Source organism: Pseudoalteromonas sp. NZS100_1, assembly GCF_015864285.1.
Classification (GTDB): Bacteria; Pseudomonadota; Gammaproteobacteria; order Enterobacterales; family Alteromonadaceae; genus Pseudoalteromonas; species Pseudoalteromonas arctica.
On sequence record NZ_JADYXN010000036.1, the window covers coordinates 14,252 to 39,728 of the forward strand.

18 protein-coding genes are annotated in these 25,477 nt (G+C 39.7%); 16 read left to right on the forward strand and 2 right to left on the reverse strand.

The window, feature by feature from the left end:
* Positions 1-56 precede the first annotated feature (56 nt).
* Positions 57-1,292, reverse strand: a complete 1,236-nt coding sequence (locus I6F66_RS18250; RefSeq protein WP_197181326.1) for a TMEM143 family protein — start codon at positions 1,290-1,292, stop codon at positions 57-59.
* A gap of 195 nt (positions 1,293-1,487) precedes the next feature.
* Here I6F66_RS18250 and I6F66_RS18255 point away from each other — a divergent pair, with 195 nt between their 5' ends.
* From I6F66_RS18255 to I6F66_RS18270, 4 genes are all read left to right on the forward strand, one after another.
* Entirely contained in the window at positions 1,488-2,072 is a 585-nt protein-coding gene (locus I6F66_RS18255) for a YqaA family protein (RefSeq protein WP_197176270.1), read from the forward strand.
* A 97-nt stretch (positions 2,073-2,169) separates the two neighbouring features.
* Positions 2,170-3,075, forward strand: coding sequence for a GGDEF domain-containing protein (locus I6F66_RS18260; protein ID WP_197176269.1), 906 nt, complete (start codon positions 2,170-2,172; stop codon positions 3,073-3,075).
* 164 nt (positions 3,076-3,239) lie between these two features.
* Positions 3,240-4,601 (forward strand): hypothetical protein, encoded by a 1,362-nt coding sequence (locus tag I6F66_RS18265; RefSeq protein WP_165727296.1) that lies wholly within the window; start codon positions 3,240-3,242, stop codon positions 4,599-4,601.
* 126 nt (positions 4,602-4,727) lie between these two features.
* A complete protein-coding gene (locus tag I6F66_RS18270) occupies positions 4,728-7,373 on the forward strand; it encodes a DUF2339 domain-containing protein (protein WP_197209547.1) in 2,646 nt (881 codons plus the stop codon).
* Positions 7,374-7,490: 117 nt separating this feature from the next.
* On the opposite strand, the gene I6F66_RS18275 is transcribed toward I6F66_RS18270, so the two are convergent.
* Complete coding sequence (locus tag I6F66_RS18275) at positions 7,491-10,931, reverse strand: PAS-domain containing protein (protein WP_197119214.1); 3,441 nt, start codon at positions 10,929-10,931, stop codon at positions 7,491-7,493.
* Between the two features lie 414 nt (positions 10,932-11,345).
* On the opposite strand from I6F66_RS18275, the gene I6F66_RS18280 reads away from it, so the two are divergent.
* From I6F66_RS18280 to I6F66_RS18335, 12 genes are all read left to right on the forward strand, one after another.
* Positions 11,346-11,609 carry a DUF4212 domain-containing protein gene (locus tag I6F66_RS18280; RefSeq protein ID WP_007377498.1) on the forward strand — a complete coding sequence of 88 codons (264 nt, stop codon included), beginning with the start codon at positions 11,346-11,348 and terminating at the stop codon, positions 11,607-11,609.
* Positions 11,610-11,619: 10 nt separating this feature from the next.
* The gene (locus tag I6F66_RS18285; protein ID WP_007587184.1) at positions 11,620-13,344 is read left to right on the forward strand and encodes a sodium:solute symporter family protein; all 1,725 of its coding nucleotides are present in this window, start codon (positions 11,620-11,622) and stop codon (positions 13,342-13,344) included.
* Between the two features lie 125 nt (positions 13,345-13,469).
* Positions 13,470-15,308 carry a DUF294 nucleotidyltransferase-like domain-containing protein gene (locus I6F66_RS18290; RefSeq protein WP_165727299.1) on the forward strand — a complete coding sequence of 613 codons (1,839 nt, stop codon included), beginning with the start codon at positions 13,470-13,472 and terminating at the stop codon, positions 15,306-15,308.
* 15 nt (positions 15,309-15,323) lie between these two features.
* Positions 15,324-15,947 (forward strand): 3'-5' exonuclease, encoded by a 624-nt coding sequence (locus tag I6F66_RS18295; RefSeq protein ID WP_165741136.1) that lies wholly within the window; start codon positions 15,324-15,326, stop codon positions 15,945-15,947.
* A gap of 139 nt (positions 15,948-16,086) precedes the next feature.
* Positions 16,087-16,821, forward strand: coding sequence for an SIMPL domain-containing protein (locus I6F66_RS18300; RefSeq protein WP_165741135.1), 735 nt, complete (start codon positions 16,087-16,089; stop codon positions 16,819-16,821).
* Between the two features lie 79 nt (positions 16,822-16,900).
* The gene (locus I6F66_RS18305; RefSeq protein WP_197159724.1) at positions 16,901-17,563 is read left to right on the forward strand and encodes a peroxiredoxin-like family protein; all 663 of its coding nucleotides are present in this window, start codon (positions 16,901-16,903) and stop codon (positions 17,561-17,563) included.
* 192 nt (positions 17,564-17,755) lie between these two features.
* Positions 17,756-18,772, forward strand: a complete 1,017-nt coding sequence (gene epd, locus I6F66_RS18310) for an erythrose-4-phosphate dehydrogenase (RefSeq protein ID WP_007587176.1) — start codon at positions 17,756-17,758, stop codon at positions 18,770-18,772.
* 64 nt (positions 18,773-18,836) lie between these two features.
* Positions 18,837-20,012, forward strand: coding sequence for a phosphoglycerate kinase (locus tag I6F66_RS18315; RefSeq protein WP_165727303.1), 1,176 nt, complete (start codon positions 18,837-18,839; stop codon positions 20,010-20,012).
* A gap of 201 nt (positions 20,013-20,213) precedes the next feature.
* Positions 20,214-21,278, forward strand: a complete 1,065-nt coding sequence (gene fba, locus I6F66_RS18320; protein ID WP_007377491.1) for a class II fructose-bisphosphate aldolase — start codon at positions 20,214-20,216, stop codon at positions 21,276-21,278.
* 725 nt (positions 21,279-22,003) lie between these two features.
* The gene (gene phoB, locus I6F66_RS18325; RefSeq protein ID WP_006791869.1) at positions 22,004-22,693 is read left to right on the forward strand and encodes a phosphate regulon transcriptional regulator PhoB; all 690 of its coding nucleotides are present in this window, start codon (positions 22,004-22,006) and stop codon (positions 22,691-22,693) included.
* Between the two features lie 65 nt (positions 22,694-22,758).
* Entirely contained in the window at positions 22,759-24,066 is a 1,308-nt protein-coding gene (gene phoR, locus I6F66_RS18330; protein WP_024608321.1) for a phosphate regulon sensor histidine kinase PhoR, read from the forward strand.
* A gap of 115 nt (positions 24,067-24,181) precedes the next feature.
* Positions 24,182-25,150: a PstS family phosphate ABC transporter substrate-binding protein gene (locus I6F66_RS18335; RefSeq protein ID WP_197176254.1), complete on the forward strand. Its 969-nt coding sequence runs from the start codon at positions 24,182-24,184 to the stop codon at positions 25,148-25,150.
* Positions 25,151-25,477: the final 327 nt, after the last annotated feature.

A 25,477-nucleotide genomic window follows, 5' to 3' on the forward strand; every position in this document is an offset into this window, starting at 1 on the left:
GCAGCTGTACTTACAGCTGCTTTTTTATTTGGGTATTATTTAGCAAAAATACTACATTAATTATATTGAAAAAGATTATCCCAACGCTCATCTAATATCGTTTTTGCGTGTTCTAAATTGATTGCGCTATACACATCACTAGTGCACGTTACCAAACGCATACGTACCAGCTTTTCAAGTGCGTCGCTAATTTCAAAATCAAGACTGCACTGGTATTTGCTTTTAAACCAATGCTCTATTTGTTCATCAAGCGTTTGGGCGGTTAAGCCGCTTTCTGATTTTAATAAAAAAGTATAAGCAAGTAAGGCTTCTTTTATGTCTTCTTCTTCGGCGGCGTCTATAAGCGTGTGAAAAACACCCGCGTTATTATCAAGGTTTTTAAAGTAGAGGTTATCGCTAAGCGCTTTCATAAATTTAATTTTACGGTTTTTAAACTTACTCCATTCTTTAAAAATAAAGCTGCCAAATACTCCCATGCCAATAGCAAAGGTAATAAAATGTTGTTGGGTCATTTCTACAGCTTCACTTCTAAAACCACCCCAAAAAGCAAACAGAGCAAGCAATAATACGATTGATGCGCCAAGTTTAGTTATAAGTACCACTGCACCGCCAACTAAAGCCGATGAGCCAATAATTGCTTTATCAATAGGGCGCATGCGTACTTCGCTATTAGGAAATAGCATTTCGAGATCGGCCTTTGGCACATTTTGAAACAGCTTTACTATGGTTGAGCTTGGCTCAAATCCCATTGGCGTTTTATTTTTAGCTTTAAAATAAGCGCTGTCTTTAAAGCGAATAAACACGGCAACACGGTCGTAATTAGTAAAGTGCAGCGGTTTTTTACGAAGGCCCCAAAAGCTGGTAATGGTTTCAGTGAGTTGCGACTCGCCACGGCGATAAAAAACCACTTCTTCAAAGTCGTCAAATTCAACTTCAAGGCGCACCTTAAATAGTGACTCTTCGTTTAATGCATCTTGTAAGTCTTCATTGGTGATCACTTCAAAATTAGCGGCATTAAGCACCTTAGCAAAATCTTTAGCAAACTCATGTTGGCACTGCGCTTTTTGATCCGCCGATACTGGCGCTAACGATCGCGTGTCACTGTTGGGATCAAAAGGGGCGTAGTTGTTTTTAAGTGACTCAAGTGTTGAGTGATAATCGTAATGAATAAGGCTTGCTAGTAAATCGCAAAATTGTTTAAACGATGTTTTTTGTGTACTGCTTTTAAGCTCTTCGCTACACATATCAACAATATCTTGCTTTCTAAAGGGAATAAAACGCGCACTTTGCATAAATTAATAACTACTGTGATAGGGAATCTAACTGCATGGGCACATAATAAAATATTCTTATGGATATTACTAATTTGTTAATGCAGTAGGGCGTGATAAATTTAGTACTGTGTTTTCAGCGTGTATTAACCTAAATATGTAATTATTAGCTCATTGAATACTCTTGTTCTTACTGATAAGTGAAAAGGATTTACTATGGCCATTCAAAAAAAGCTAAAAGAAAAAACACGTAACTTTATCGACTCTAAGCATATGCTTAGCGGTATTACCGTAGCGTCGTTTTTAGAATCAACTATAGTGCCCATTCCGCTTGAGGCAGTGCTGGTGCCGCTAATGCAAGCACGTAGAGAGAAGCTATGGCTTATCGCGTTAATGGCGACTTTAGGTTGTATTGTAGGTGCACTTTTTGGCTATGCATTGGGTTACTATTTATTTGATGCGGTTGGTGATTGGATCATTAATACGTTTTCGAGCCCAGAGCAATTTGAAAACGTTAAACAGCAAATGCAAGATCAAGGTTTTTGGTTTGTTATAACGCTTGGCATTGTGCCTATTCCGTTTCAAATAGCGATGCTTGCAGCGGGTGCAACGAAATACTCTATTTGGCTGTTTTTATTAGCCTCAGGTATTGCGCGTTCTATTCGTTACTTTGGCTTAGCTATTATTGTTTATTATGCAGGTAATGAAGCTGAGCGAATCATTAGTAAACATAAAACTAAAGCTATAATTGGCATCACTATTTTAGTGTTGGGATTATGGGGACTTAGTGTCTTGATTTAAGCGTAACTTTGAGTGTTATCGTGGGTTTTATCTTCGCGAGGGTTTTTATTATTGTGCTATAGTTTTTAAATGAAGTACTGAAAACCTAGCTATTAATATGATTGAAACAGTAAAACTCACCGTTAAACTTTCTAACTTTTATAAAATGCCTTTGATCAATAGAGTTTTCAGTTTAGCTTTATTGATCTATATCGTTACGTTTACAGCTTACGCGTTAGATACTTTCCCTCCTTTAAATGTACAAAACAATGTGTATGGTTTTACTACCGATTTTATTAATTTAATTGTCATTATATTTCTGTTTTGGATGGTTCAATGTTCTGAGCTATCTAAACAGGCATATATTTTTTCTAGTTTTGGTTTATTACTTTGGAGCGTTGGAACGACAGCTGATGTGCTTGATGAGTTAGTTGTTCAGCCTTACTGGGTAAGTGTTTATTTTGAAGACTTATGTAGAACCAGCGGCATGCTTTTAACTTCTTATGGTTTATTTAAAACGATGCGCTTTGTACAAAGCATTAATAACCGATTAGCACGTGAGCTAATTATTGACGATTTAACGAAGGTACATAACAGACGCTATTTTTATCAGCACGCTAAAAATTCTCAGCACTCGCCTTACGTTATTTTAATTATCGATATAGACCACTTTAAAGCTATTAATGACGAATTTGGTCACGATGTCGGTGATTTAGTACTTAAAGAATTAGCAACCAAATATGACAATGCTTTTGTACATAATAATAAATTTTCTCGCCTAGGTGGTGAGGAGTTTGGTGGCTACTTACCTATAAGCAACATGTTGCAAGCTTGTGATTTTTCACAGCAATTAATTACCATTGCGCATACTATTAACGTTCAAAATATTCGCCACTTAACAGTGAGTATAGGTGTTGCAATGCAAATGCCTAATGAGCCTTTAGATAAAGTAATGAAACGCGCCGACCAAGCTTTATATTTAGCTAAAAAGAATGGTCGAGATCGTTTTGAAGTTGCCTCGTAAGCATTCTTAATTATATAAAAACACGTCCTTATTGTTTGCACATTTATAACACTTTTTAACGTTTTCGTAAGTAAGTGTCAGTGAGGGTAATGCTTTGTAAATCATGAAATTAAAATAGAATGTTTGGGTCATAATGGGGATATTAATAATAAGGAATAACCTTAATGACCAACTCCCTTTTAAAAGCTGCATTACCCTTAACTCTAATTACTGTTTTGTCGGGCTGCGGCTCTGACGATAGCTCAAGCTCAACAGGCTACATTCAAATGTATAATGGCTCGTATAACAGCCCATACACACGTCTATTTGTTGAAGAAACAGAACGTTCAGGCGCTGATTTTGCCGATGTAACTACTCGCCATAACTACAGCACAGGCACTTATGATGTAAGTTTTGAGTACCTAGATGCTAACGACAGCTATATAACAATTAGCGACCAAGAAATTTCTATTAAAGGTGACAAAACACAGTTAGTAGTAATGAGCGGCAATTTTGATGAGCCTACATTTACAGAGCTTAGCGTACCTATTACAAGCGATACGGGTGAGTTTAACTTAGGGTTTTATAATATTGCAGGGGAGGATACTAACTACGATATTTACTTAGCAACTGATGATGGCGTATTTGAAAGCGCGACACTTTTTTCATCGGCTCAATATTTAAGTGAGTTAGATCTGCAAAGCGTTGATGAAGGTTATTACACTATTTACATAACCGAAGCGGGCAGCAGTGATGTTGTGTACGAGTCGTCATCTGTTTATTTATACGACGAAGCAAGCTATGTAGCAATGATCCGCCCAAGTTACGCTACAGAAGAAGGCGGTATTACGCTTGATGTAGTAACCGATAACAACTACGTTACTGAGCTTAAACATCAATCTGCCCTGGGGCAATTACGTTTTATAAATACGGTTGATGACTACTCGCCAGTGAGCTTTTCTGCTACACGCGGTACAACTGTAAACACAACAAATATAGTCGCTAGTGACTCTTATACCGATTATGTTGAACTTTCGCCTAATAGTTACAGCGTAGCGATGTACGACGAAGAAGGTACAAAACTAGCTGATAACTTTTTAATGACGCTAGAGCGTGAGCAAAGTGCGGTGGGTATTTTTTATAACGACGTTGATAACGGTTTACGTATGTTGAGCGTTGAAGAAAACCTAACACCAAGTAGTTACAGCCATACGGTATCGGTTGTAAACCTAATTGAAAGCTACGCAGGGCAGTCGGTTTCAGATGTTGATGTGTACTTTACACTTAACGGCGAAACGGTAGACGACACCAGTAACGTAGTCGATGGCCTAGATAAGTATGACCAAGAAGAGCAGGTTGTAGATAACGAAATTTACACGGTTTATGTTGTATATGAAGATAATGGCCAGCAAATTGTGCTTATTCAGCAAAGCGATATGGACTTTACACAAGAGGGTAACTACATATTGATTTTAGAGCATGATGAAACAACAAGCTCAGGTTATAAAATGACCCTAGAGCGCACTATTACCGATAGTGTTGAATAAATCTAAACATATTAAGTAGCATAAAGCCTAAGCACTTTAAGTACTTAGGCTTTTTTATTGAACAAAATTTACCTACTCATTAATAATTAGGTACACTCAGGGCATAATAATTAATAAGAGTGTGCCATGGATGATTTAGTTGGGTTAGCCGTCATAGTAATACTGGTTGTAGTTGCCGGTGCTATTTGCGGCTTAATAGCGCTAGTGCAGTTAAATGGATTAAAACAAGAAGTGGCTGTTTTAAGAGCCAAAATAACACATCTACAAACACATAAATCGATATCGCAAAGAGAACCTCAAAGTGAAGCATCTACGGCTCAGGCAGCGCTTTCAAGATCAGAGCCTATTGCTCATAAAGCACAGCCAAACTTAACGTCCCAAAACTTGTCGCCACCTGTAATAAATCAGCCATCAGCGCCTCCTAAAAAAGCCAAACCAGCTGAAGCATCAGCCATAGAATTACTATTTAATAAATTACGTGCAGGGTTTGAAGAGAACTGGATGACCTGGATAGGCGCAATAGCGCTTGCGTTTGGGGGCATATTTTTAGCTAAATATAGCCTAGAAGCGGGGTTACTATCGCCTGTAATGAGGCTGAGTTTAGGCGGCTTATTTGGGCTTGGCCTAATTGCAGCCGCGGCTTATTTACACCATAAACGCATTGTATTTGAAGGCTTTAATAATTACATACCCGCAGCGCTTGCAAGCGGCGGGTTTATTACCTGTTTTGCTTTAACGCTTTTAGCTTACAGTAGCTACGATATGCTTAGCTCTACCGTGGCATTTTTTGCACTGGCAGCTATTGCAATTAGCGCAAGTGCAATGGCGCTTAGGCTCGGCCCATTATTGGCTGTACTAGGTATTATTGGCGCTTATAGTGTACCAATATGGGTTAGCACTGGCAGTGGTAACTTGTTTGCATTATTTATGTATGTTGGCTTTGTAAGTTTGTCAGCCGCGTTAGTTGCACATAAAGTACAACGTATTTGGCTATGGTATTTACTATGGGCTGGGCACATTGGCTGGTATTTAGTTGGTTTTACGCTACTTAAAGTTAATACCGTTTGGTTAATGGGAACGTTTGCTCTACTGAGTATTATTGGGTTAATTGCTATACCGCGATTGGGCTTAAAATTGAATGTTATAGAGCACCGCCCACACAGTTTAAAACGCTTAATTAAAGTGCTTCCAGATCATGCATTATTACTCGCCTTTATAGCGCCCTTATTATTTACCATGCTAATAAGTCACTTTGATATGCAGTGGCAAACAATCGGTGTGTTGAGTATTGTACTAATGTTATTTTTAGTCCTTAAAAATAGCCGCTGGGATATTTGGCAAGCAGTAGCATTAGCAAGTGCAGCGCTATTGGTTATAAGTGCTGAGCGCACGCACCTTTCGCCAAACCTATTTGATGATGCGCTCTTTATATTCAAAAATGAATACGGTTTGGGTTTATTACTCGGATTGTTACTTACCACTTTTGGGCTTTATTACGGTAAAAAACAGATTAAGCGTTTAGCGTTTCATATTACGGGGGCATTTAGTTTATTTGTAATGATAGCGACTTTATATACGCTTATTCCTAATTCTTCGTTAAGTACTGCATATCCACTTTGGGCCGTTGTATTGTTTGTAGTGGCGGCTATTTTAATAAAGTGTGCGCAGCATAATACAACGCTTTTTCAGCGTTTTACCTACTGGGTAGGGGCTAATGCCAATATTACGTTAGCAATTACCATGCTACTAAGTGACAGCGGCTTAACCATTGCTCTTGCTGTGCAAGTGTTACTTATAAGCGTACTTATTAAGCGCTATAACGTGCCTATGCCGCATTGGCCTATAAAAGCCTTGGTTGCTGTGTTATTACTGCGCTTAACGCTTTCACCTTGGACGCCAAGTTACGATGCACTTACGGTATTTGGTTTGCATTGGAGTATTGTGGTTTATCCGTTATGTATCGCGTTATTTTTTGCCGCAGCTAAGTGCTTTGACTCATCAAAACTTAAAATATGGCTGGAAGGTGCAGCCCTTCATTGTTTAGCGCTTTTTATTACAACCGAAACAAGTTATCAGTTAGTAGGGCATTATCCGCAATTTGATTCACTTAACTTTTACGAACAAATACTCCTTACCTGTAACTGGCTGGCATTAGGGTGTGTGTATTTACACAGAGCAAAACTTGCCGGTACTTTAGCTAAGTTATACCAAGTGGCGGGCTTTGCACTTGTAGGGTTAGCAGGGCTTTTTGCTATTAAAACACTGCTTGACGACAACCCATTATTTGAATCACTTTACATAGGTGAGCTGCCAATATTTAACTGGTTATTACTATTGTGGTTAGTACCTGCAGGATTAACGCTTTGGCTGGCCAAGCTTGTAAAACCAATAAACGCTAAAGCTACGCCATTTATATTGGCCGTTGCAGGTGGGTTTATATTATTGGCAATAAACAGCTTTATTCGCCAATACTGGCAAGGGCCTTATATTTACTTATCAAAAGGGGCGAGCAATGCAGAGCTCTATAGCTACTCTATTATTTGGTTAGTATTGGGTGCGGGTACTGTTATTTTTGGTCATTTAAAAAATCAATTATTAATACAAAAAGTAGGCTTAGGCTTACTAGCTGCAGTTATTGTTAAAGTGTTTTTAATTGATATGGCTAACTTGGAGGGCTTACTTAAAGCGCTTTCGTTTATTGGATTAGGGCTTTCGTTGGTGGGGTTAAGTTGGTTGTTCCAAAAGCTTAGAAGCCGAGTAAATCCAGTTTAACTTTATGAATACTTTATAAAGCAAAGCCCAGTGAAGATACTGGGCTTTTTGTTTTACGCTATTACTTGATAGCTTTTAACTAGAGCACTTTTTACTAGAATACTTTTAACTAGATGACTATGTACTGTGATTAAGCAGTGCCTTTAGTTTGCCCGGTTTAATTGGTTTACTTAAATAATGAATATTAGCGGCTTTGGTTTCTTGTTTAAGCTCGGTGTCGCGTACTGCGGTAATTAAAATAGCGGGTACTTGGCTTTGCCAAATTTCGCGCAGGGTTTTAATTAGCGTTATGCCATCGCAGTCATTGCCTAATTGGTAGTCCATTAAAATAACATCGGGTGCACCGTTTTCTTTAGCATGCGCCAGTACATTATTTACATTATCAAATAGCGTGTAATTAGCTTGCCACTTTTTAAGTAAGCTTGCCATTGCAGCTAGGTTTTCAGGGTCGTCGTCTACGGCAACAATATTAATTGCTGCACGGTTTTCTATTAGGCTGTTTGTCGTACTTTTTTGTTGTACAAACGGCTCGTCACCATAAGGTACCTCAATGCTAAAACGGCTACCTTTATTTGGCTCAGAATGCACATCAAGCGGCAAACTTAATAAGTCAGCCATACGTTTTACAACACCTAAGCCTAAGCCTACGCCTTTGTTATCGCCCGACTCAACACGGTAAAAGTCGTTAAATATTTTAGCTTGCTCTACTTCGCTAATACCAGGGCCTGTATCCCATACTTCTATTCGTAAATTGTGCTTTCGGTTCCTACAGGCAATTAATACACGGCCATTATCGGTGTATTTAACTGCATTAGAGACCAAGTTTTGAATAATTCGGCGCAAATAGGTTATATCGCTATGCACAATTTGCTGGTTAGAACGCACACTAAGCTTAAGGCCTTTATCACTTGATAAAATAGCGTATTCACTTTGCAATGGCGCTAAAATATCTTCAATATAAAAGTGGCGAGGAGTTGGGGTCATAGCGCCTTGTTCTAGCTTGGCTATTTCAAGTAGTGCCGACATTAAATGCACGGTTGAATCGAGACTGTCGCCTAATTTTTCAAAGCTGTTTTGGTTAGTGCTGTCGAGTTGCTTTTCGTCAATGGCAGCAAGGTATAAACGTGCTGCGTTTAACGGCTGTAAAATGTCGTGGCTCGCCAGTGCTAGAAAGCGCGTTTTACTGTCGTTGGCTTGCTCAGCTTCTCGTTTGGCTAAAGTAAGTGCTTGCTCGGTTTGTACACGGCTATCTATTTGAGCTTGTAAGTCTCTATTAATGGTTTGCACTTCTTGAGTTCGCGCTTCTATGCGGTTTTCAAGATCCATGTTTACTTCTTCAAGCGCATTTTGCGTACTTATGTGATTGGTAATATCCGAAAAGCTGGTAACAAATCCGCCATCGGGCAGCGGATTACCAATCATTTCGTATACTTGGCCATTACGACGGTGGCGAATAAAGTGATGCGAGCTGCCGTATTTTAAATGCTGCACACGTTTTTCTACTTGGCGTTCTATTTCGCCAGGGCCACATTCACCACGGTTAGCGTTGTATCTAATAATATCTTCTATGGGTTGGCCTACTTCTAAAAATCCTTCAGGATAGCCAAACATTTCGCTGTAGCGTTTATTCCAAGCTACTAGCTTTAAATCTTTATCGACAACTGAAATACCATGGCTTAAATTTTCGAGTGAGGTAAATAACAGATTTTGATTAAATTGCAACGCTTGTGTGGTTTCGTCAAAAAAGTTTACAACTTCTTCAAACGCCATACGCTTACCCGACGATACCGTATGTATTAATGCTTGTGCGGAAGATGCGCCCAGCACGCCTGTTAACGCGCGTTCGCAGTAGGCTATAAATTCAGGCTCTGGGTGTGCGTTGTTATCGCTTAAGTGATGGGCGAGTGCGTAATGCGCCAATACTTGTTGGCTGCGCTGAATACCTAAAAAGGTTTGTAGTAGTATTTTAAAGTCGTAAACAGTGGCTTTTACGTCTTTATTTAAGCGCCTTGATAAAATAGCCTGATCTTTAGGGTTAACAAAAGCAGCTGCCTGAATCTTATCAATTAAGCGCTCCTCAGCCCCAAGTGAAAAACTAATATAACACCCAATATTGGCAAACAAAGCTATCAAGGTTCCACGCGTTATAAGCGTTTGTTGTAGCTCGCTATCAAGCGTTGCTCCGGCATCGAGTATTGGCAGCATTAAAAATAGTACCCAGCAAATAAAGCCCGCTACTAAACCTGCATAAACCCCATAAGCATGGCCTTTTCGCCAGTATAAACCGCCCACAATAGCGGGTAATAATTGAGTAACAAGTGAAAAAGCAACTAAGCCCATACTTGCCAGCGCGCTGCTATGGCCAAACCATTGTTGATAGAAATAGGCCAAAATTAATATGCCTGCAATAGCAAAGCGCCTTACAAGTAAAATTCGAGACTTATAACTGGTAGTAATTAAGTTGCGTTTAAATTTACGACGTAGCATTAGGGGTAATACCACATCATTTGAAATCATCGTGCTTAATGTAAGCGTTGCTACCACTATCATTGCGGTGGCGGCCGATAAACCACCTATAAATACAAAGGTAGTTAAAAAGGCGTTGTCGTTAATTAACGGTAGGGCAAGTACAAAGCTGTCGGGTGAATAGCCGCTGCCAATTTCAGGATGAATTGCCGCAGTCGCAATAGGTAAAATCATTGCGGCAGTTAATAGTAAATACAGCGGGAAAGCCCAGCGAGCGGTAAGTAAGTGGCGTTTGTTTTGATTGTCGACCACGGTTACATGGAACTGGCGTGGTAAACATATAATAGCCGCCGCAGCCATTAAAGACTGGCCAATAAAGTTAAAACTAAAAAAGTTAAAGTCGCTCCAATGAGCCCAAATCGACTCGGTTACTTTATTTGAAGTAGGCTCTGGCATATTAAATAAGGTGTAAACAGCAAGGCCTGCTACAGCAATAAGTGCAATAAGTTTAATCATCGATTCAAACGCGACAGCAAGCATTAACCCAGAGCGATACTCTGTTACATCCACTTTGCGGGTACCAAAAAATATTGCAAATAAGGCCATAATTAATGTGGCAGAAAGCGCGAGCATATCGCCTGATATTTTATTACTGTTTTGCAAAAGTAAAAAGCTGGTACTAAGCGCTTTTAATTGCAGTGCAATGTAGGGAATAGTCGCCAGTAAGGCGATTACAGTAACCATAATAGCGGTAGTTTGGCGTTTGCCGTAACGAGCTGAAATAAAGTCAGCAATAGTGGTTATGTTTTGTTTTTTGCTTACCAGTACCAGCTTACGTAAAAACCCTTGGCCGAATAAAAACAGCAGCGCAGGGCCCAATAATATTGGCAAATAACTCCAACTGCTGGTGGCGGCTGTACCCACTGAGCCGTAGTAAGTCCAAGAGGTACAGTAAATCCCAAGTGAGAGTGAATACACAAAAGGGTGATGGCTAATACGCTTCGCCAAAGGGGTTGTTTTATCGCCCCAATTGGCGAGCCAAAACAGCACACCTATATAACTTAAAGCAACAATAATGAGTACGGCAGTCATGTTGTTATTAAACCTTATTATTTTAAATAGTCCCTCAACCCTATGAGGGATTAACACAATACCAGAACTGAGGTTAAGTGTGAGGCTTGAATTTAAAATAAAACTTTCATTTTATTTCTATCTTATTGAATATTAATAACAAAAATAAAATCATCTCAAGCATTAGACTAATGTCGCATTAATAACCAACTTACCAATTTAATAGTAAAGCCAATTCAAAAAATTAAGCTAACCAATTGAAATAAAATGAAAATGTATAAAATACGTTTGAATGATAAATACAGTTTACGTAAACGTTAACAAGCTGTTACGACTATGGTCTCAATTCAATATGTAACCAGCGTTGCTAAATTGGTAAGCGAAGATAAAAAACCACTCATCGCGATATTGCGGTGCTTAAAGGGGAAAACAAAAATGGCTTTTAAAGATGAAGAACAAGCAAAAGCTTATTGGGCAGAAAACATTTCGCTGTTATTTAAACTATTAGCAGTGTGGTTTATCGTGTCTTTCGGCTTTGGCATATTACTGGTTGATGTACTTAATGAAGTGCGTTTTTTTGGGTTTAAACTTGGCTTCTGGTTCGCCCAGCAAGGCGCGATTTATACCTTTGTTGCTTTGATTTTTGTGTACGTTTTCAAAATGAATACGTTAGATAAAAAATACGGCGTAGACGAATAGGAGCTAAGCAATGGATGTTCAAACACTCACGTTTATAATTGTTGGTTTAAGCTTTGCGCTTTATATCGGCATAGCAATTTGGGCCCGTGCGGGTTCAACTAAAGAGTTTTATGTAGCAGGCGGCGGCGTACCTCCTCTTGCTAATGGTATGGCAACGGCTGCTGATTGGATGAGTGCCGCGTCGTTTATTTCAATGGCGGGTATTATTTCGTTTGCAGGTTACGATGGCAGCGTTTACTTAATGGGGTGGACAGGTGGTTATGTACTATTAGCCATGTGTTTAGCGCCTTACTTACGTAAATTCGGCAAGTTTACTGTGCCAGACTTTATTGGCGACCGTTACTACTCACGCACCGCGCGTTTAGTGGCAATTGTATGTGCCATATTCATTTGTTTTACTTACATTGCAGGGCAAATGCGTGGCGTAGGCGTCGTATTTTCACGCTTTTTAGAAGTAGAAATTGAAACCGGTGTTTACATTGGTATGGTGATTGTATTCTTTTATGCGGTACTTGGCGGCATGAAAGGCATTACCTACACACAAGTAGCGCAGTATTGTGTACTTGTATTTGCCTACCTTGTACCAGCCATTTTTATCTCGATGATGATGACGGGTCATTTCTTCCCACAAACCGGTTTTGGTGCCACATTAATTGGCAGCGATGGCGTGTACGTACTTGATAAACTAGACGGCTTAAGCGCTGAACTTGGTTTTGCGCAATATACCGAAGGCTCTAAGAGCATGATTGACGTGTTCGCTATTACTGGCGCGTTAATGGTAGGTACTGCTGGTTTACCACATGTAATTGTTCGCTTTTTCACTGTACCTCGCGTAAAAGACACGCGTATTTCTGCAGCATGGACACTTGTGTTCATCGCGATTGTTTATACTACAGCACCTGCGGTTGCAGCCTTTGCTCGCGTAAACATGGTTGATACTATTAATGGTAAAGACGGTAGCGGTACAGCTTACGCAGAAGCACCAGGATGGATTAAAAACTGGGAACGCACAGGTTTAATTACATTTGATGATAAAAACGGCGATGGCAAAATGTTCTACACGGCGGGTAAAATCACCGATCCGAACAGTGCTAACGAAGTAAACGTAGACCGCGACATTATGGTATTAGCAAATCCAGAGATTGCTAACTTACCAGCATGGGTAATTGCACTTGTAGCTGCTGGTGGTATTGCCGCTGCACTTTCTACAACAGCAGGTTTACTACTGGTTATTTCGACCTCCGTTTCGCACGATTTACTCAAGCGAACTCTCAAGCCCGATATTACCGACAAGCAAGAGTTACTTGCAGCGAGGTTGGCAGCCATGGTCGCTATTGTTATCTCCGCGTACTTTGGTATTAACCCGCCTGGGTTTGTGGCATCGGTAGTGGCATTTGCATTCGGCTTGGCGGCAGCGAGTTTCTTCCCAGCAATTATTATGGGTATATTCTCTAAAACAATGAACCGCGAAGGCGCCATTGCAGGCATGGTAACGGGTATTGGCTTTACCGCTGCGTATATCATCTTCTTCAAGTTTGTTAGCCCAGAGCTAAACAGCCCTGAAAACTGGTTCTTAGGTATTTCGCCTGAAGGTATTGGCTTAATTGGTATGATTATTAACTTTGCAGTTGCTGCAATTGTTCTTAAGTTTACTAAACCTACACCGGTTGAAATTCAAGAAATGGTTGAAAGCATTCGTAACCCAAAAGGGTCTGCAGAAGCACACGACCACTAGGCTATAATTTATAGATATAGTTTAGAAAACATAAAGCACCAAAAGCCCGACTTTAGTCGGGCTTTTTATTTGTTTAATAAATAAGTACATTAGATTGGTACATCACCATTTAAAGAGCGAATACAATGAGTGTAGAACAACAAGAAATAGCCCAATACGTTTGTTTGCAAGCGCCTTTTACTATGCTTGATAGCAGCGCATGCGAATATTTTGTAAATCATCTTGATATTATTTACCTCACCCGCGAAAACCAAACTCAGTGGTTACAAAGTGAAAACCCTAAACTGTTTTTAATTCGCTCTGGTTTGTATGACCTAGTTGATGGTAAGGGTGATGTTGTTACACGCTTAGCGCAAGGTGACTATTTTGGTTTTCCGTCGCTGTTAACCGGTGAGGCAATTCAAAATAGGTTGGAAGTACAAAAAGAGGGCATAGTGTATATGCTCTCTCAAACGCACTTTGATTTTTTACGCAGAGAATATAAATCGTTTGAGCAATACTTTGTACGCGCTCATGCTAACCGGTTGCTGTCATCGCATTATAAAAGTAAAAATGATAGTTGGTCTGAACGTAAAATATCAGAGCTGATGACCCGCACCGCCATTACGCTTTCGCCCGATGCAAGTATTAGGCAAAGCGCTAAAAAAATGAAAGAGCATGGCGTATCGTCAATAATGATAACGCAGCACGCGCACTTAGTCGGGGTGGTAACCGACCGCGATTTACGAAACCGAGTACTTGCCGACGAGGTAGATCCACAAGACGCAGTAAGCAGTATTATGACCGCCAAACCTAAGTTTATATTTGAAAATAACAGGGTGTTTTCGGCGCTGCACTTAATGCTTAAATACAATATTCATCATTTACCCGTGCTTGACGAAAACCATAACCCTATAGGGATGATAACCAGCACCGATTTACTACGCCAACAAAAAAGCGACCCCGTACAGCTTATTGGGCGCATATATAAAGCGCATACTGTTACTGATTTAAAACGCTACGCTAAAGAAATTCCCGAACTTTTGCGTGGTTTTTCGTACAACATTGACGACATATCGCTAATTGGTAAATTACTCAGTGGTTTAACCGATGCGCTTACATCGCGCCTTATTCACTTATTTCAAGAAGAGCATGGCGCAGCGCCAACCAGCTTTAGTTTTATTTGCTTTGGCTCGCAAGCACGCGAAGAACAAACCCTGCATTCAGATCAAGACAACGGCTTATTACTCCCTAACGACTTAACCACCGAGCAACACGCTTACTTTAAAAGCATGGGAGAGTTTGTATGTGAAAACTTAGTTGAGTGCGGCATTAGGCGTTGCCCAGGTAATATTATGGCAAGCAGCGATGAGTGCCGTATGAGCGTAAACGACTGGAGCGAGCGCTTTTTTAAATGGATAAAAAGCCCCACACCCAATGCAATGCTTAACTGTAAGATATTTTTTGACCTGCGATTTATTGAAGGTTCAAACGCTTTATACACGGCTTTTTGCGAGCAACTAATTCGTATATCACGTAATGATTTATTCTATGCCGCAATGGCAACCGACATAAGCAGCAACAGCGTGCCAATTGGTTTATTTAATAAATTTAAAACCGAAAAAACAGATCAAAATAATAAATACATAGATTTAAAAAAACGCGGCGTCGTAATTATAAATGACATAGTGCGGTTATACGCTTTAAAAGCGGGTATTAGGCGCGCCAACACGCAAGAGCGGTTGGACGCACTACTAAAACATAAACTGATCAGCAAAGAAGATATATACAACCTAAAAGACTGCTGGCGGTTCTTAACGCAGCTTCGCTTGAGTACACAAATAAACGAAGAGGGCTTACCGAGTAATTGTATTAATCCTAATAAATTAAACTCACTAGAGCGCCATCAACTAAAAGAAGCGTTTTACCTTGTTAAACAAGCGCAGCAAGCCGCCGCGTTTAAGTTTGCTCGCGGCAGTTTATAACGATGGATTACTAACATGGTAAAAAAGCTGCTCACTCGGTATTTAAAGCGCCGTAAATTACTAGGTAAAAATGCCTTACAACAACGTTATTTGGTGATTGATTTAGAGCTCACTGGCCTTGATGCAAAACAGCACGAAATTGTATCGGTAGCGTGGGTGATAATAGATAACCAATGTATAAAAATGAGCGAGTCGCAGCACCTTATAAATAAGGACGTAAAAAGCCTTGAGCAAAGTCCTGTTTTTCATGGAATTAGCGATGATGCTATAACAAAAGGACAGAGCTTGTGCAGTATATTAACGCAATTGAGCTGCCATTTTAGCGACTGTATTTTAGTGTTTCATAATGCCATGCTCGATTGGGGGTTTTTAAAAATAGCGCTTAAAAATGCCAATATAACAATACGGCCTAAACTGATACTCGACACACTGCATATTGAGCAAAAGCGCTTACTCCATCATTCAACTGAAATAAAACAAGATGATTTAACCCTTAATGCATGCCGCACACGTTATGAGTTACCAAGCTATCATTGCCATCATGCACTGACTGATGCACAAGCAACCGCTGAGTTACTGCTAGCCCAGTGTCATCAAATAAGCTGTGGCAAAGAGCTAAAAGTAGCTGAGTTGACGTAGGTTAGCTGTAGGCGGGGCTTTATGCCGCGCGAGATAAACTCCCGCCTACAATAAAGAGCAGTTTACTTTTATTGTTATCCGTATGACTATAGGTACAGTTACGTAGTCATTATTTAGCTAATTACTCCAAGGAACGAATATGAAACTCATTACTGCCATTTTCTTAACCTTATTCCCACTCATCACTTTTGCTAATTCAAGCTTACCTGCTAATCGCCATATTGCAGTGCAGGGTACTGCTGAGGTATTAGCAAAGCCCGATATGGCTAAGATTTCTTTTGAAGTAATAAGCTTTAAAGACAAATCACTTGATGCAAAACGTGATGTTGATGACCGAGTAAATTTGTTACTTAAAGGATTAAGCAAGTACGGTGTTAAGGAGACGGATGTTTCTGCTACAAGCCTGTTAACTTACAATGATGACGACAAGTTTAATGTCGAGAGCGGTACAGCAATTAATGCAGGATATGTAGCAACAAGAACACTTAAAGTAACATTAAGAAATATTGAAAAGTTGAATGATTTTATCGATTTTGCATTAAGTGTAAAAATTAATGAACTGACGAATATTGAGCTTATGTCTTCAAAAGCCGCGCAGTTAGAAGCTGAAGCAACACAAGGCGCAATAGATAACGCTATAGTTAAAGGGGGTAAGCTTGCTAAAGCATTTGGCGCAGAGCTTGGAAAAATTTACAGCATTAATTCAAATTCTAACCGTTCAAGTTATGGTTATGGCGCAGATAATTTTGAGAGAATAGTTGTAACCGGTTCTAAAGTTACTAGAAATCCATTTGAGCAAGGTAGATACCTGCAAGAAACTATTACATTTAAATCATCAATAAACGTGGTGTTTGATTTAGAAGTAAATGAATAAGTTAAAATTTTCATTTCAAATACATTTTCATAATGTAAGCTGGCTTTAAGTTTTTGATTAATTTGAAGGTAGCCATATTATGAGCGATGAAAATAACACGTTAAAAGCACAAACTGAGGCAAAAATAGCCGCAGGGCGTAAAGGTAATCCTGATTTTATGAAAGGTGTTGATGAAACGATTGCACAAGCAAAAGCGTTTCAGCAAGGTGCTAATGCACTTGATTTAAACCAAAGCGCACCAAGTTTTGAGTTACCAAATCAACATGGTCAATCGGTGCAGTTAACCGAGTTACTTGCACAAGGCCCTGTGGTTATTACTTTTTATCGTGGTAGTTGGTGTCCGTACTGTAATTTACAACTGAAAGCACTGCAGTCACGTTTACCTGAAATTCATGCTTTAGGTGCGCAGCTGGTGGCTATTAGCCCGCAAGTACCCGATGGCTCAATGAGCGAAAACGAAATAAGTAAAATGGATTTTGTAGTACTGTCGGATCAAAATGCGGATGTAGCAGCAAGCTACGGCGTAGCATGGCAAGTACCTACATTTTTACTAGAGCATATGCGAGTAGACCGAGGCCTAGATTTAGAGTCGCTGAATAACGGAAATGGCAGTATTTTACCTATTCCTGCCACCTTTGTTTTAGATAAACAAGGTAAAGTGACTTGGCGCTATGTTGATGTTGATTACCGTACTCGCTCTGAGCCAGAAGATATAATTAATGCATTAAAAAAACTAGTTTAAAAAGCTTAATTTACAAGGCTTAATCTAAAAGCCCAGAGCCATTAAAGAGCTTGCAACGCGTAAGCTCTTTACTCTTAATTTAAAGTTTCTAATGCTACCCTCTTATAATCATACTCAAGGTCGATTACAATACAGCCATCTAAAAGGCGTATTGCCTTTATCTGCACGCTAAAAGAGTGGATTTTATATTTCATGGCAATCAAACTTGCAATTAATGGTTTTGGTCGTATTGGTCGAAATATTGTCCGCGCGTTATACGAGTCTGGTTTGAGCGACGATATAAAAATTGTTGCGATTAACGAACTTGCTGATCCTGAAGCTATTGCTCATTTATTAAAATACGACACATCCCATGGTCGTTTTTCTTTTCCTGTAAAACTTGGTGAAGACACCATTAGTGTTGCAGGCGATACCATTGCACTTTTTTGTGAAGAAAACCCAATTGAATTACCTTGGCAAACGCTCGATGTAGACGTTGTACTTGAATGTACGGGTGTTTATCACTCGCGTGAACATGCGCAGTTACATATTACCGCAGGCGCTAAAAAGGTGTTGTTTTCGCATCCGGCCGATAACGATGTTGATGCTACGATTGTGTATGGCATTAACGACGATGAGCTTAAAAACGAACACACAATTGTGTCTAACGGCTCGTGTACAACTAACTGTGTTGTGCCGGTTATTAAAGTATTAGATGATGCATTTGGTATTGAGTCGGGCGCTATTACAACTATTCATGCGTCGATGAACGATCAACAAGTGATTGATGGTTATCATCATGATTTACGCCGTACTCGCGCTGCAAGCCAATCAATTATTCCAGTTGATACAAAGCTCGCCCGTGGTATAGACCGTATTTTACCTAAATTTAAAGGCCGTTTTGAAGCCATCGCCGTACGTGTACCGACTATAAATGTCACGGCAATGGATTTAAGTGTAACGGTTAATACCGATGTAGATTTAAACGCAGTAAATAACGCACTTAAAGCACAAGCAAAAGACCGCTTAGAAGGTATTTTAAGTTATACCGAAGAGCCGCTTGTGTCGGTTGATTTTAATCACGACCCACATTCTTGTATTATTGATGGCACACAAACACGTGTTAGTCACAAACGACTGATAAAGTTATTAGTATGGTGTGATAACGAATGGGGTTTTGCTAATCGTATGCTCGACACAGCGCGTGCTATGATGGCAGTGAATAAGTAATTTATTAATATAATAATTTTAAACGTATTTTTCAGGTTCAGTATCGTTAACTAAGGAGATGTTCATGTCGGTCATAAAAATGGCAGATTTAGATTTAAACGGCAAACGCGTATTAATTCGTGAAGATTTAAATGTACCAGTTAAAGCAGGTAAAGTGACGTCAGATGCGCGTATTCGTGCAGCACTACCTACTATTAAATTAGCGCTTGAGATGGGTGCTAAAGTAATGGTTATGTCACACATTGGCCGTCCTACGGAAGGGGAATATGATGAAGCGTTTTCGCTAGCACCTGTCGCTGATTACTTAAACGATGCCCTTGAGCAAACTGTACGTTTAGAAAAAGATTATCTAAACGGTGTTGATATTGCTGATAACGAAGTGGTTGTTTTTGAAAATGTGCGCTTTAACAAAGGCGAGAAGAAAAACGACGAAGCGTTATCTAAGCAACTTGCAGCACTGTGTGATGTATATGTAATGGATGCATTTGGTACGGCTCACCGTGCGCAAGCATCTACGCATGGCGTTGGCTTATTTGCTGATGTGGCATGTGCAGGTCCATTGTTATCAGCTGAACTAGAAGCGTTAGGCAAAGCACTTGATAACCCAGCTCGTCCATTAGTGGCGATTGTTGGTGGTTCTAAAGTTTCAACTAAGCTAACCGTTTTAGATTCACTTTCTAAAATTGTTGACCAATTAGTTACCGGTGGCGGTATTGCAAATACCTTTATTGCTGCATCAGGTAGCCCAGTTGGTAAATCGCTTTACGAACCAGATTTAATGGATGAAGCTAACCGCTTATGTGCAGCAGCGATTGCTAATAATGGTGAAATTCCGGTACCGACTGACGTAGTTGTTGGTAATGAGTTTTCTGAATCTGCTGTAGCTACGCTTAAAGATGTAAGCGAAGTAACAAGCGACGATATGATTTTTGATATTGGTCCTGATACAGCGAGCAAGCTTGCAAAAATTATTGCAAATGCGGGCACTGTTGTATGGAATGGCCCTGTTGGCGTGTTCGAGTTTGACCAATTTGGTAATGGCACACGTGCTATTGCACAAGCAATTGCTAACTCAAATGCGTTTTCAATTGCTGGTGGTGGTGATACCTTAGCCGCAATTGATAAATACGGCATTGCCGATAAAGTTTCTTATATTTCTACTGGTGGTGGTGCGTTCTTAGAGTTTTTAGAAGGCAAAAAACTTCCAGCAGTTGAAATGCTAGAGTCGCGCGCTAAGTAATTTTAGTAGCGTAAGGTGAGGGGGTAATAGCCCTTACCGACAATTAATTATTAAATACCTCTCACCCTAATTTAATAGTTAATTTAGACGGAATATTACTGCAAAGCAGTGGTTTTTCGTGGCGTTGTTATAACGCCAAACTAACACATCCGTTCAAACTAGATGGTAGGGAACTACTGTCGATAAATTGGAGAATACCCAATGGCTTTAATCAGTATGCGACAACTTTTAGATCATGCAGCAGAGCATGGTTACGGCGTACCTGCTTTTAACGTTAACAATCAAGAGCAAATGCGCGCAATAATGGAAGCGGCTGACAAAACAAACAGCCCAGTAATAGTTCAGGGATCAGCTGGCGCACGTGCTTATGCTGGTGCTCCATTTATTCGTCATATGATTTTAGCAGCCGTTGAAGAATGGCCACATATTCCCGTTGTTATGCACCAAGATCACGGCACATCGCCAGGTGTATGTCAGCGTTCAATTCAGCTTGGTTTTTCATCAGTAATGATGGATGGCTCGTTAATGAGCGACGGCAAAACTCCTTCAAGCTACGAATACAATGTAGAAGTAACGCGCGAAACTGTTGCTATGGCGCATGCTTGTGGCGTATCGGTTGAAGGCGAGTTAGGTGTACTTGGTTCACTTGAAACAGGTGAAGCTGGCGAAGAAGATGGTGTTGGCGCAGAAGGTATACTAACCACTGAGCAAATGCTAACAGACCCTGAAGAAGCGGCTGACTTTGTAAATAAAACACATGTTGATGCACTTGCAATTGCATGTGGTACTTCGCATGGAGCTTATAAATTTACTCGCCCACCAACAGATGACATTTTAGCGATTGACCGCATTAAAGCGATTCATGCACGTATTCCTAACACGCATTTAGTGATGCATGGTTCATCTTCAGTTCCTCAAGAGTGGTTAGAAATTATTAATCAGTACGGTGGCGAAATTCCAGAAACTTATGGTGTGCCAGTTGAACAGATTGTTGAAGGCATTAAGTTTGGTGTTCGTAAGGTAAATATTGATACCGATTTACGTTTAGCATCTACCGGTGCTATTCGCCGTCATATGGCGCTTAACCCATCTAACTTCGATCCACGTAAATACCTAGCTGAAGCTACAAAAGCAATGACAGAGATTTGTGTTGCGCGCTATAACTCGTTTGGTACTTCTGGTCAGGCTAGTAAAATTAAGCCAATTTCACTTGATGAAATGCACCTTAAATACTTAAGCGGCGAACTAGACCCTAAAATTAGATAATAGATCAATTTATAATTGATCATTTAAGCCAGTAACTTTGTTGCTGGCTTTTTTAATGTCAGCCCTTTTTATATTGCAGGTTACGGCTTCTATTGATCAGATCGCTGTACTATCAACGCCGTACTTTGGGATCACGCATTTACTAACACAGCCTTTTCGGATCATTACTTTACTAAGCCAAATACACTTTTTCGCTATTTTAGGCTCTGAGATAATTTGATCGTTATTTATTTGTATAAACAATCAACAACTTATGGCTTTGACTAGGTACAACTCTGATCTGAGAGTGGATCGGCTTGGTAAAAATCTGATCCTTTATTTGGGGCTTAGTAAAATTTAGATCTATTTTATAAACGTATTGATTGTTACACAGGCGGGTTTATTAATTTTAAAATGGCTTTAAAGCTGCTTTTAAACGATCGATCTGTAAAAATGTCTTGGTTAGTAAAACAATGATCCCAGCTAATTTTATATTATTTAATGATTCAACTAGCGACAAAAAGCAGATAATTTCAAAAATTAGCTATTTTATAAATTTATCGTAAATCTCTTATTATTACGTTAAATATTAAAAAGGTTTTAAAAATATGACGTTAATGAGGTTTTTTGTCACTAATTTGTGTTTTTTTTACCACCATTTTAATTTACACGTTACACTTTCATAAAAATGTCATACTTAGTCATAATAATGAAAACTAATTCGATAGCGTAAGAGATAAATTGGAATGTCACGTAAAGTACTAGTCGTAGATGACGAAGCTCCTATCAGGGAGATGTTGGTTTTTGTTTTAGAGCAAAATGGATTTCAAGCAATTGAAGCAGAAGATTACGACTCTGCTATTGCAGCTATGGTTGAACCTTACCCAGATATGGTTTTACTTGATTGGATGTTACCAGGTGGAAGCGGTATTCAAATTGCTAAAAAGTTTAAGCAAAACGAACACACCCGTCAAATCCCAATTATTATGCTTACAGCCCGTGGCGAAGAAGAAGACAAAGTACGCGGTCTTGAAGTAGGTGCTGACGATTACGTAACTAAGCCGTTTTCTCCTAAAGAGCTTATGGCGCGTATTAAAGCGGTTATTCGCCGTGTATCGCCAACCTCATTAGAAGAAGCTATTGAAGTACATGGCCTGCGTTTAGACCCTATTTCGCATCGTGTTACCTCAGAAGGTAACGAGCTTGATATGGGGCCAACCGAATTTAGATTACTGCACTTTTTTATGACTCACCCAGAGCGTGTTTATAGCCGTGAACAACTGCTTGATCATGTATGGGGAACTAATGTTTACGTAGAAGATCGCACGGTTGATGTGCACATTCGTCGTCTGCGTAAAGCAATTGGCCCACTTGGACATGACCGTTTGGTGCAAACTGTACGTGGTGCTGGATATCGTTTTTCAAGTAAGCTGTGATCAGCTTAAAGCTTAGCTAATGTATGAAATACGCATGTATTACTACTCTAAGGTAAAGTGAGTGTATGTATCGAGTTGTTAATAAGCAGGCGTTAGTAAAGCGCCTGTTTATCTATTTTTTACCCTTACTATTAATTGGTGTGCTGGTTGGCGCGCCATTTTTGCTTTTATTTTTAGGATCTTTTTCCCTCCTTATTTGGCACTACCATCAACTTTATCGTTTGAGCGATTGGCTACTTAATCAACGTAGCTTTAATCCACCTGAGGGCGAGGGTGCATGGGAGCAAGTGTTCGAAGGTATTTATCATCTACAGCATCGTAATCGTAAAAAACGTAATGAGCTTGCTGATTTAATTCGTCGCTTTCGCGATGGGGCTGAAGCAGTACCTGATGCGGTAGTGGTATTACAAAACGATTTAAGTATTGTGTGGTGTAATCAATTAGCCCTTAAAGTGCTTGGTTTGCAGTGGCCAACCGATCATGGTCAGCGTCTTGATAATTTAATTCGCGAACCTAAGTTTGCTAAATACATGCACAAAGGTGAATTTGACGACGCGCTTGAGCTGGATAACGGCCATAGCATTGAGCAAGTACTTGAGTTTAGGGTAATGCCTTATGCAAGCACGCAACTTATGGTTGTTGTGCGTGATGTAACGCGCTTAAAACAGCTAGAACAGATGCGTAAAGACTTTGTAGCCAATGTGTCACACGAACTACGTACACCGCTTACAGTGGTTACTGGGTATCTTGAGATGATGGATGGCGACATGATGCCGCCGCCAGCAATGTGGAACAAAGCGCAAAATACTATGCTTGAACAATGCAAGCGCATGGATAGCTTAGTCAGCCAATTACTATCGCTTTCGCGTATTGAAGGTGCTCGTCGCCAAGACAATGATAAAGCCATAAACGTACCGCAATTACTTGGTTATATTCACACTGAGGCAAACTCAATTAATCAAGACAAAGGCCATGAGCTTATTTTTAATATTGATAAAACCCTCGATATTAAAGGCTCTGAGGATGAACTGCGTAGTGCGTTTTCTAATTTAGTATTTAACGCCATTCATTACACTAAACCCGGTGGCAAAGTGGAAGTCTGTTGGCAGCGCAAAAACAATAAAGCGTGTTTTAGTGTTACCGATAATGGTGATGGTATTGCGCCAGAGCATATTAACCGTTTAACTGAGCGTTTTTATCGTGTTGATAAAGCCCGCAGCAGAACAACAGGTGGCTCAGGCTTAGGGCTCGCGATTACAAAACATGTACTAACGCGCCACGATAGTAAATTAAATATTAGCAGTGAAGTTAACAAAGGTTCGTGTTTTTCTTTCGAATTTTCAATAGATAAGACAGTTTCGCTAGCTAAGTAATTAGGCTGAAAAGCAAAGTCATAAAAGTGTCATTTAAGAGTAATGTAACTGTCATGTACTCACTTTAGAGTGGGCAGCAGTTAGAAAATGGGACGAACAAACCGGAGAACCCTACATGAAATTTAAAAACTTAGTTGCCGCAATGGGTGTGGCTGTTACAACTTTCGTATCTGCACAAGCAGTTGCTTTAGATCAAGATATTCCTGAGTATCAAAAAATTAGTGGTGTTTCAGGTAACTTCTCATCAGTAGGTTCTGACACTTTAGCCAACATGATGACGTTTTGGGCTGAAGAGTACAAACGTATTTACCCAAATGTAAATATTCAAATTCAAGCGGCAGGTTCTTCTACTGCTCCACCGGCACTAACCGAAGGTACTGCTAACCTTGGTCCAATGAGCCGTAAAATGAAATCTAAAGAAATCGAAGCGTTTGAAAGACGCTACGGTTATAAACCAACTGAAGTACGCGTTGCTATTGATGCACTAGCGGTTTATGTACATAAAGACAATCCAATAGAAGGTCTTCGTATTGACCAAGTAGATGCTATTTTTTCATCTACTCGTAAGTGTGGTGCACCAGAGCAAGTAAACCGTTGGAGCGATGTTGGCCTAACAGGTGACTGGGCAGCTAAAGATGTTCAACTTTATGGACGTAACTCAGTGTCAGGTACTTATGGCTACTTTAAAAAGAAAGCACTGTGTAAAGGTGATTTCCGTAATAACGTAAATGAGCAACCGGGTTCTGCATCGGTAGTACAGTCAATTTCATCTTCATTAAATGCAATTGGTTACTCTGGTATCGGCTATAAAACATCGGGCGTACGTACAGTACCGCTTGCTAAAAAAGGCGATAACTTTGTTGATGCAACACTTGATAACGTTGCGCAAGGTAAATACCCGCTATCGCGATTTTTATATGTTTATGTGAATAAACACCCGAATAAGCCACTATCACCTATGGAAGAACAATTTTTAAGAATGGTACTTTCAAAAGATGGTCAGCAAATTGTAGAAAAAGATGGTTATGTACCACTTTCTGCAAAGCTAGTAAAAACAGAACTTAAAAAGCTGGGTTTGAACTAATACCAATTGCATTAAATTAGTGAGTTATTATAGCGATAAGAAAATAGCGCAATAACAAGGCTAAAATTATGATACATAGTTGTTCTATATAAATAATTTTTAACGTAGTTAGTGAGTTATTTAATACACTAGAATGGTCATGTTTTTAATAAAATTGGTATGATAAACCATAGGCAATAAAAAACCGCTCACTGAGCTAACACCATTCAGTTAAGCATGTTTTGACTTAATGGTGTACCGAGTTTTTGATATTCGAACGGTCCTACTTTTGGGCCGTTTTCTTTTTTCTGGAAGAATATAACGTTTCACTCGTTCTCGCATTGCCCT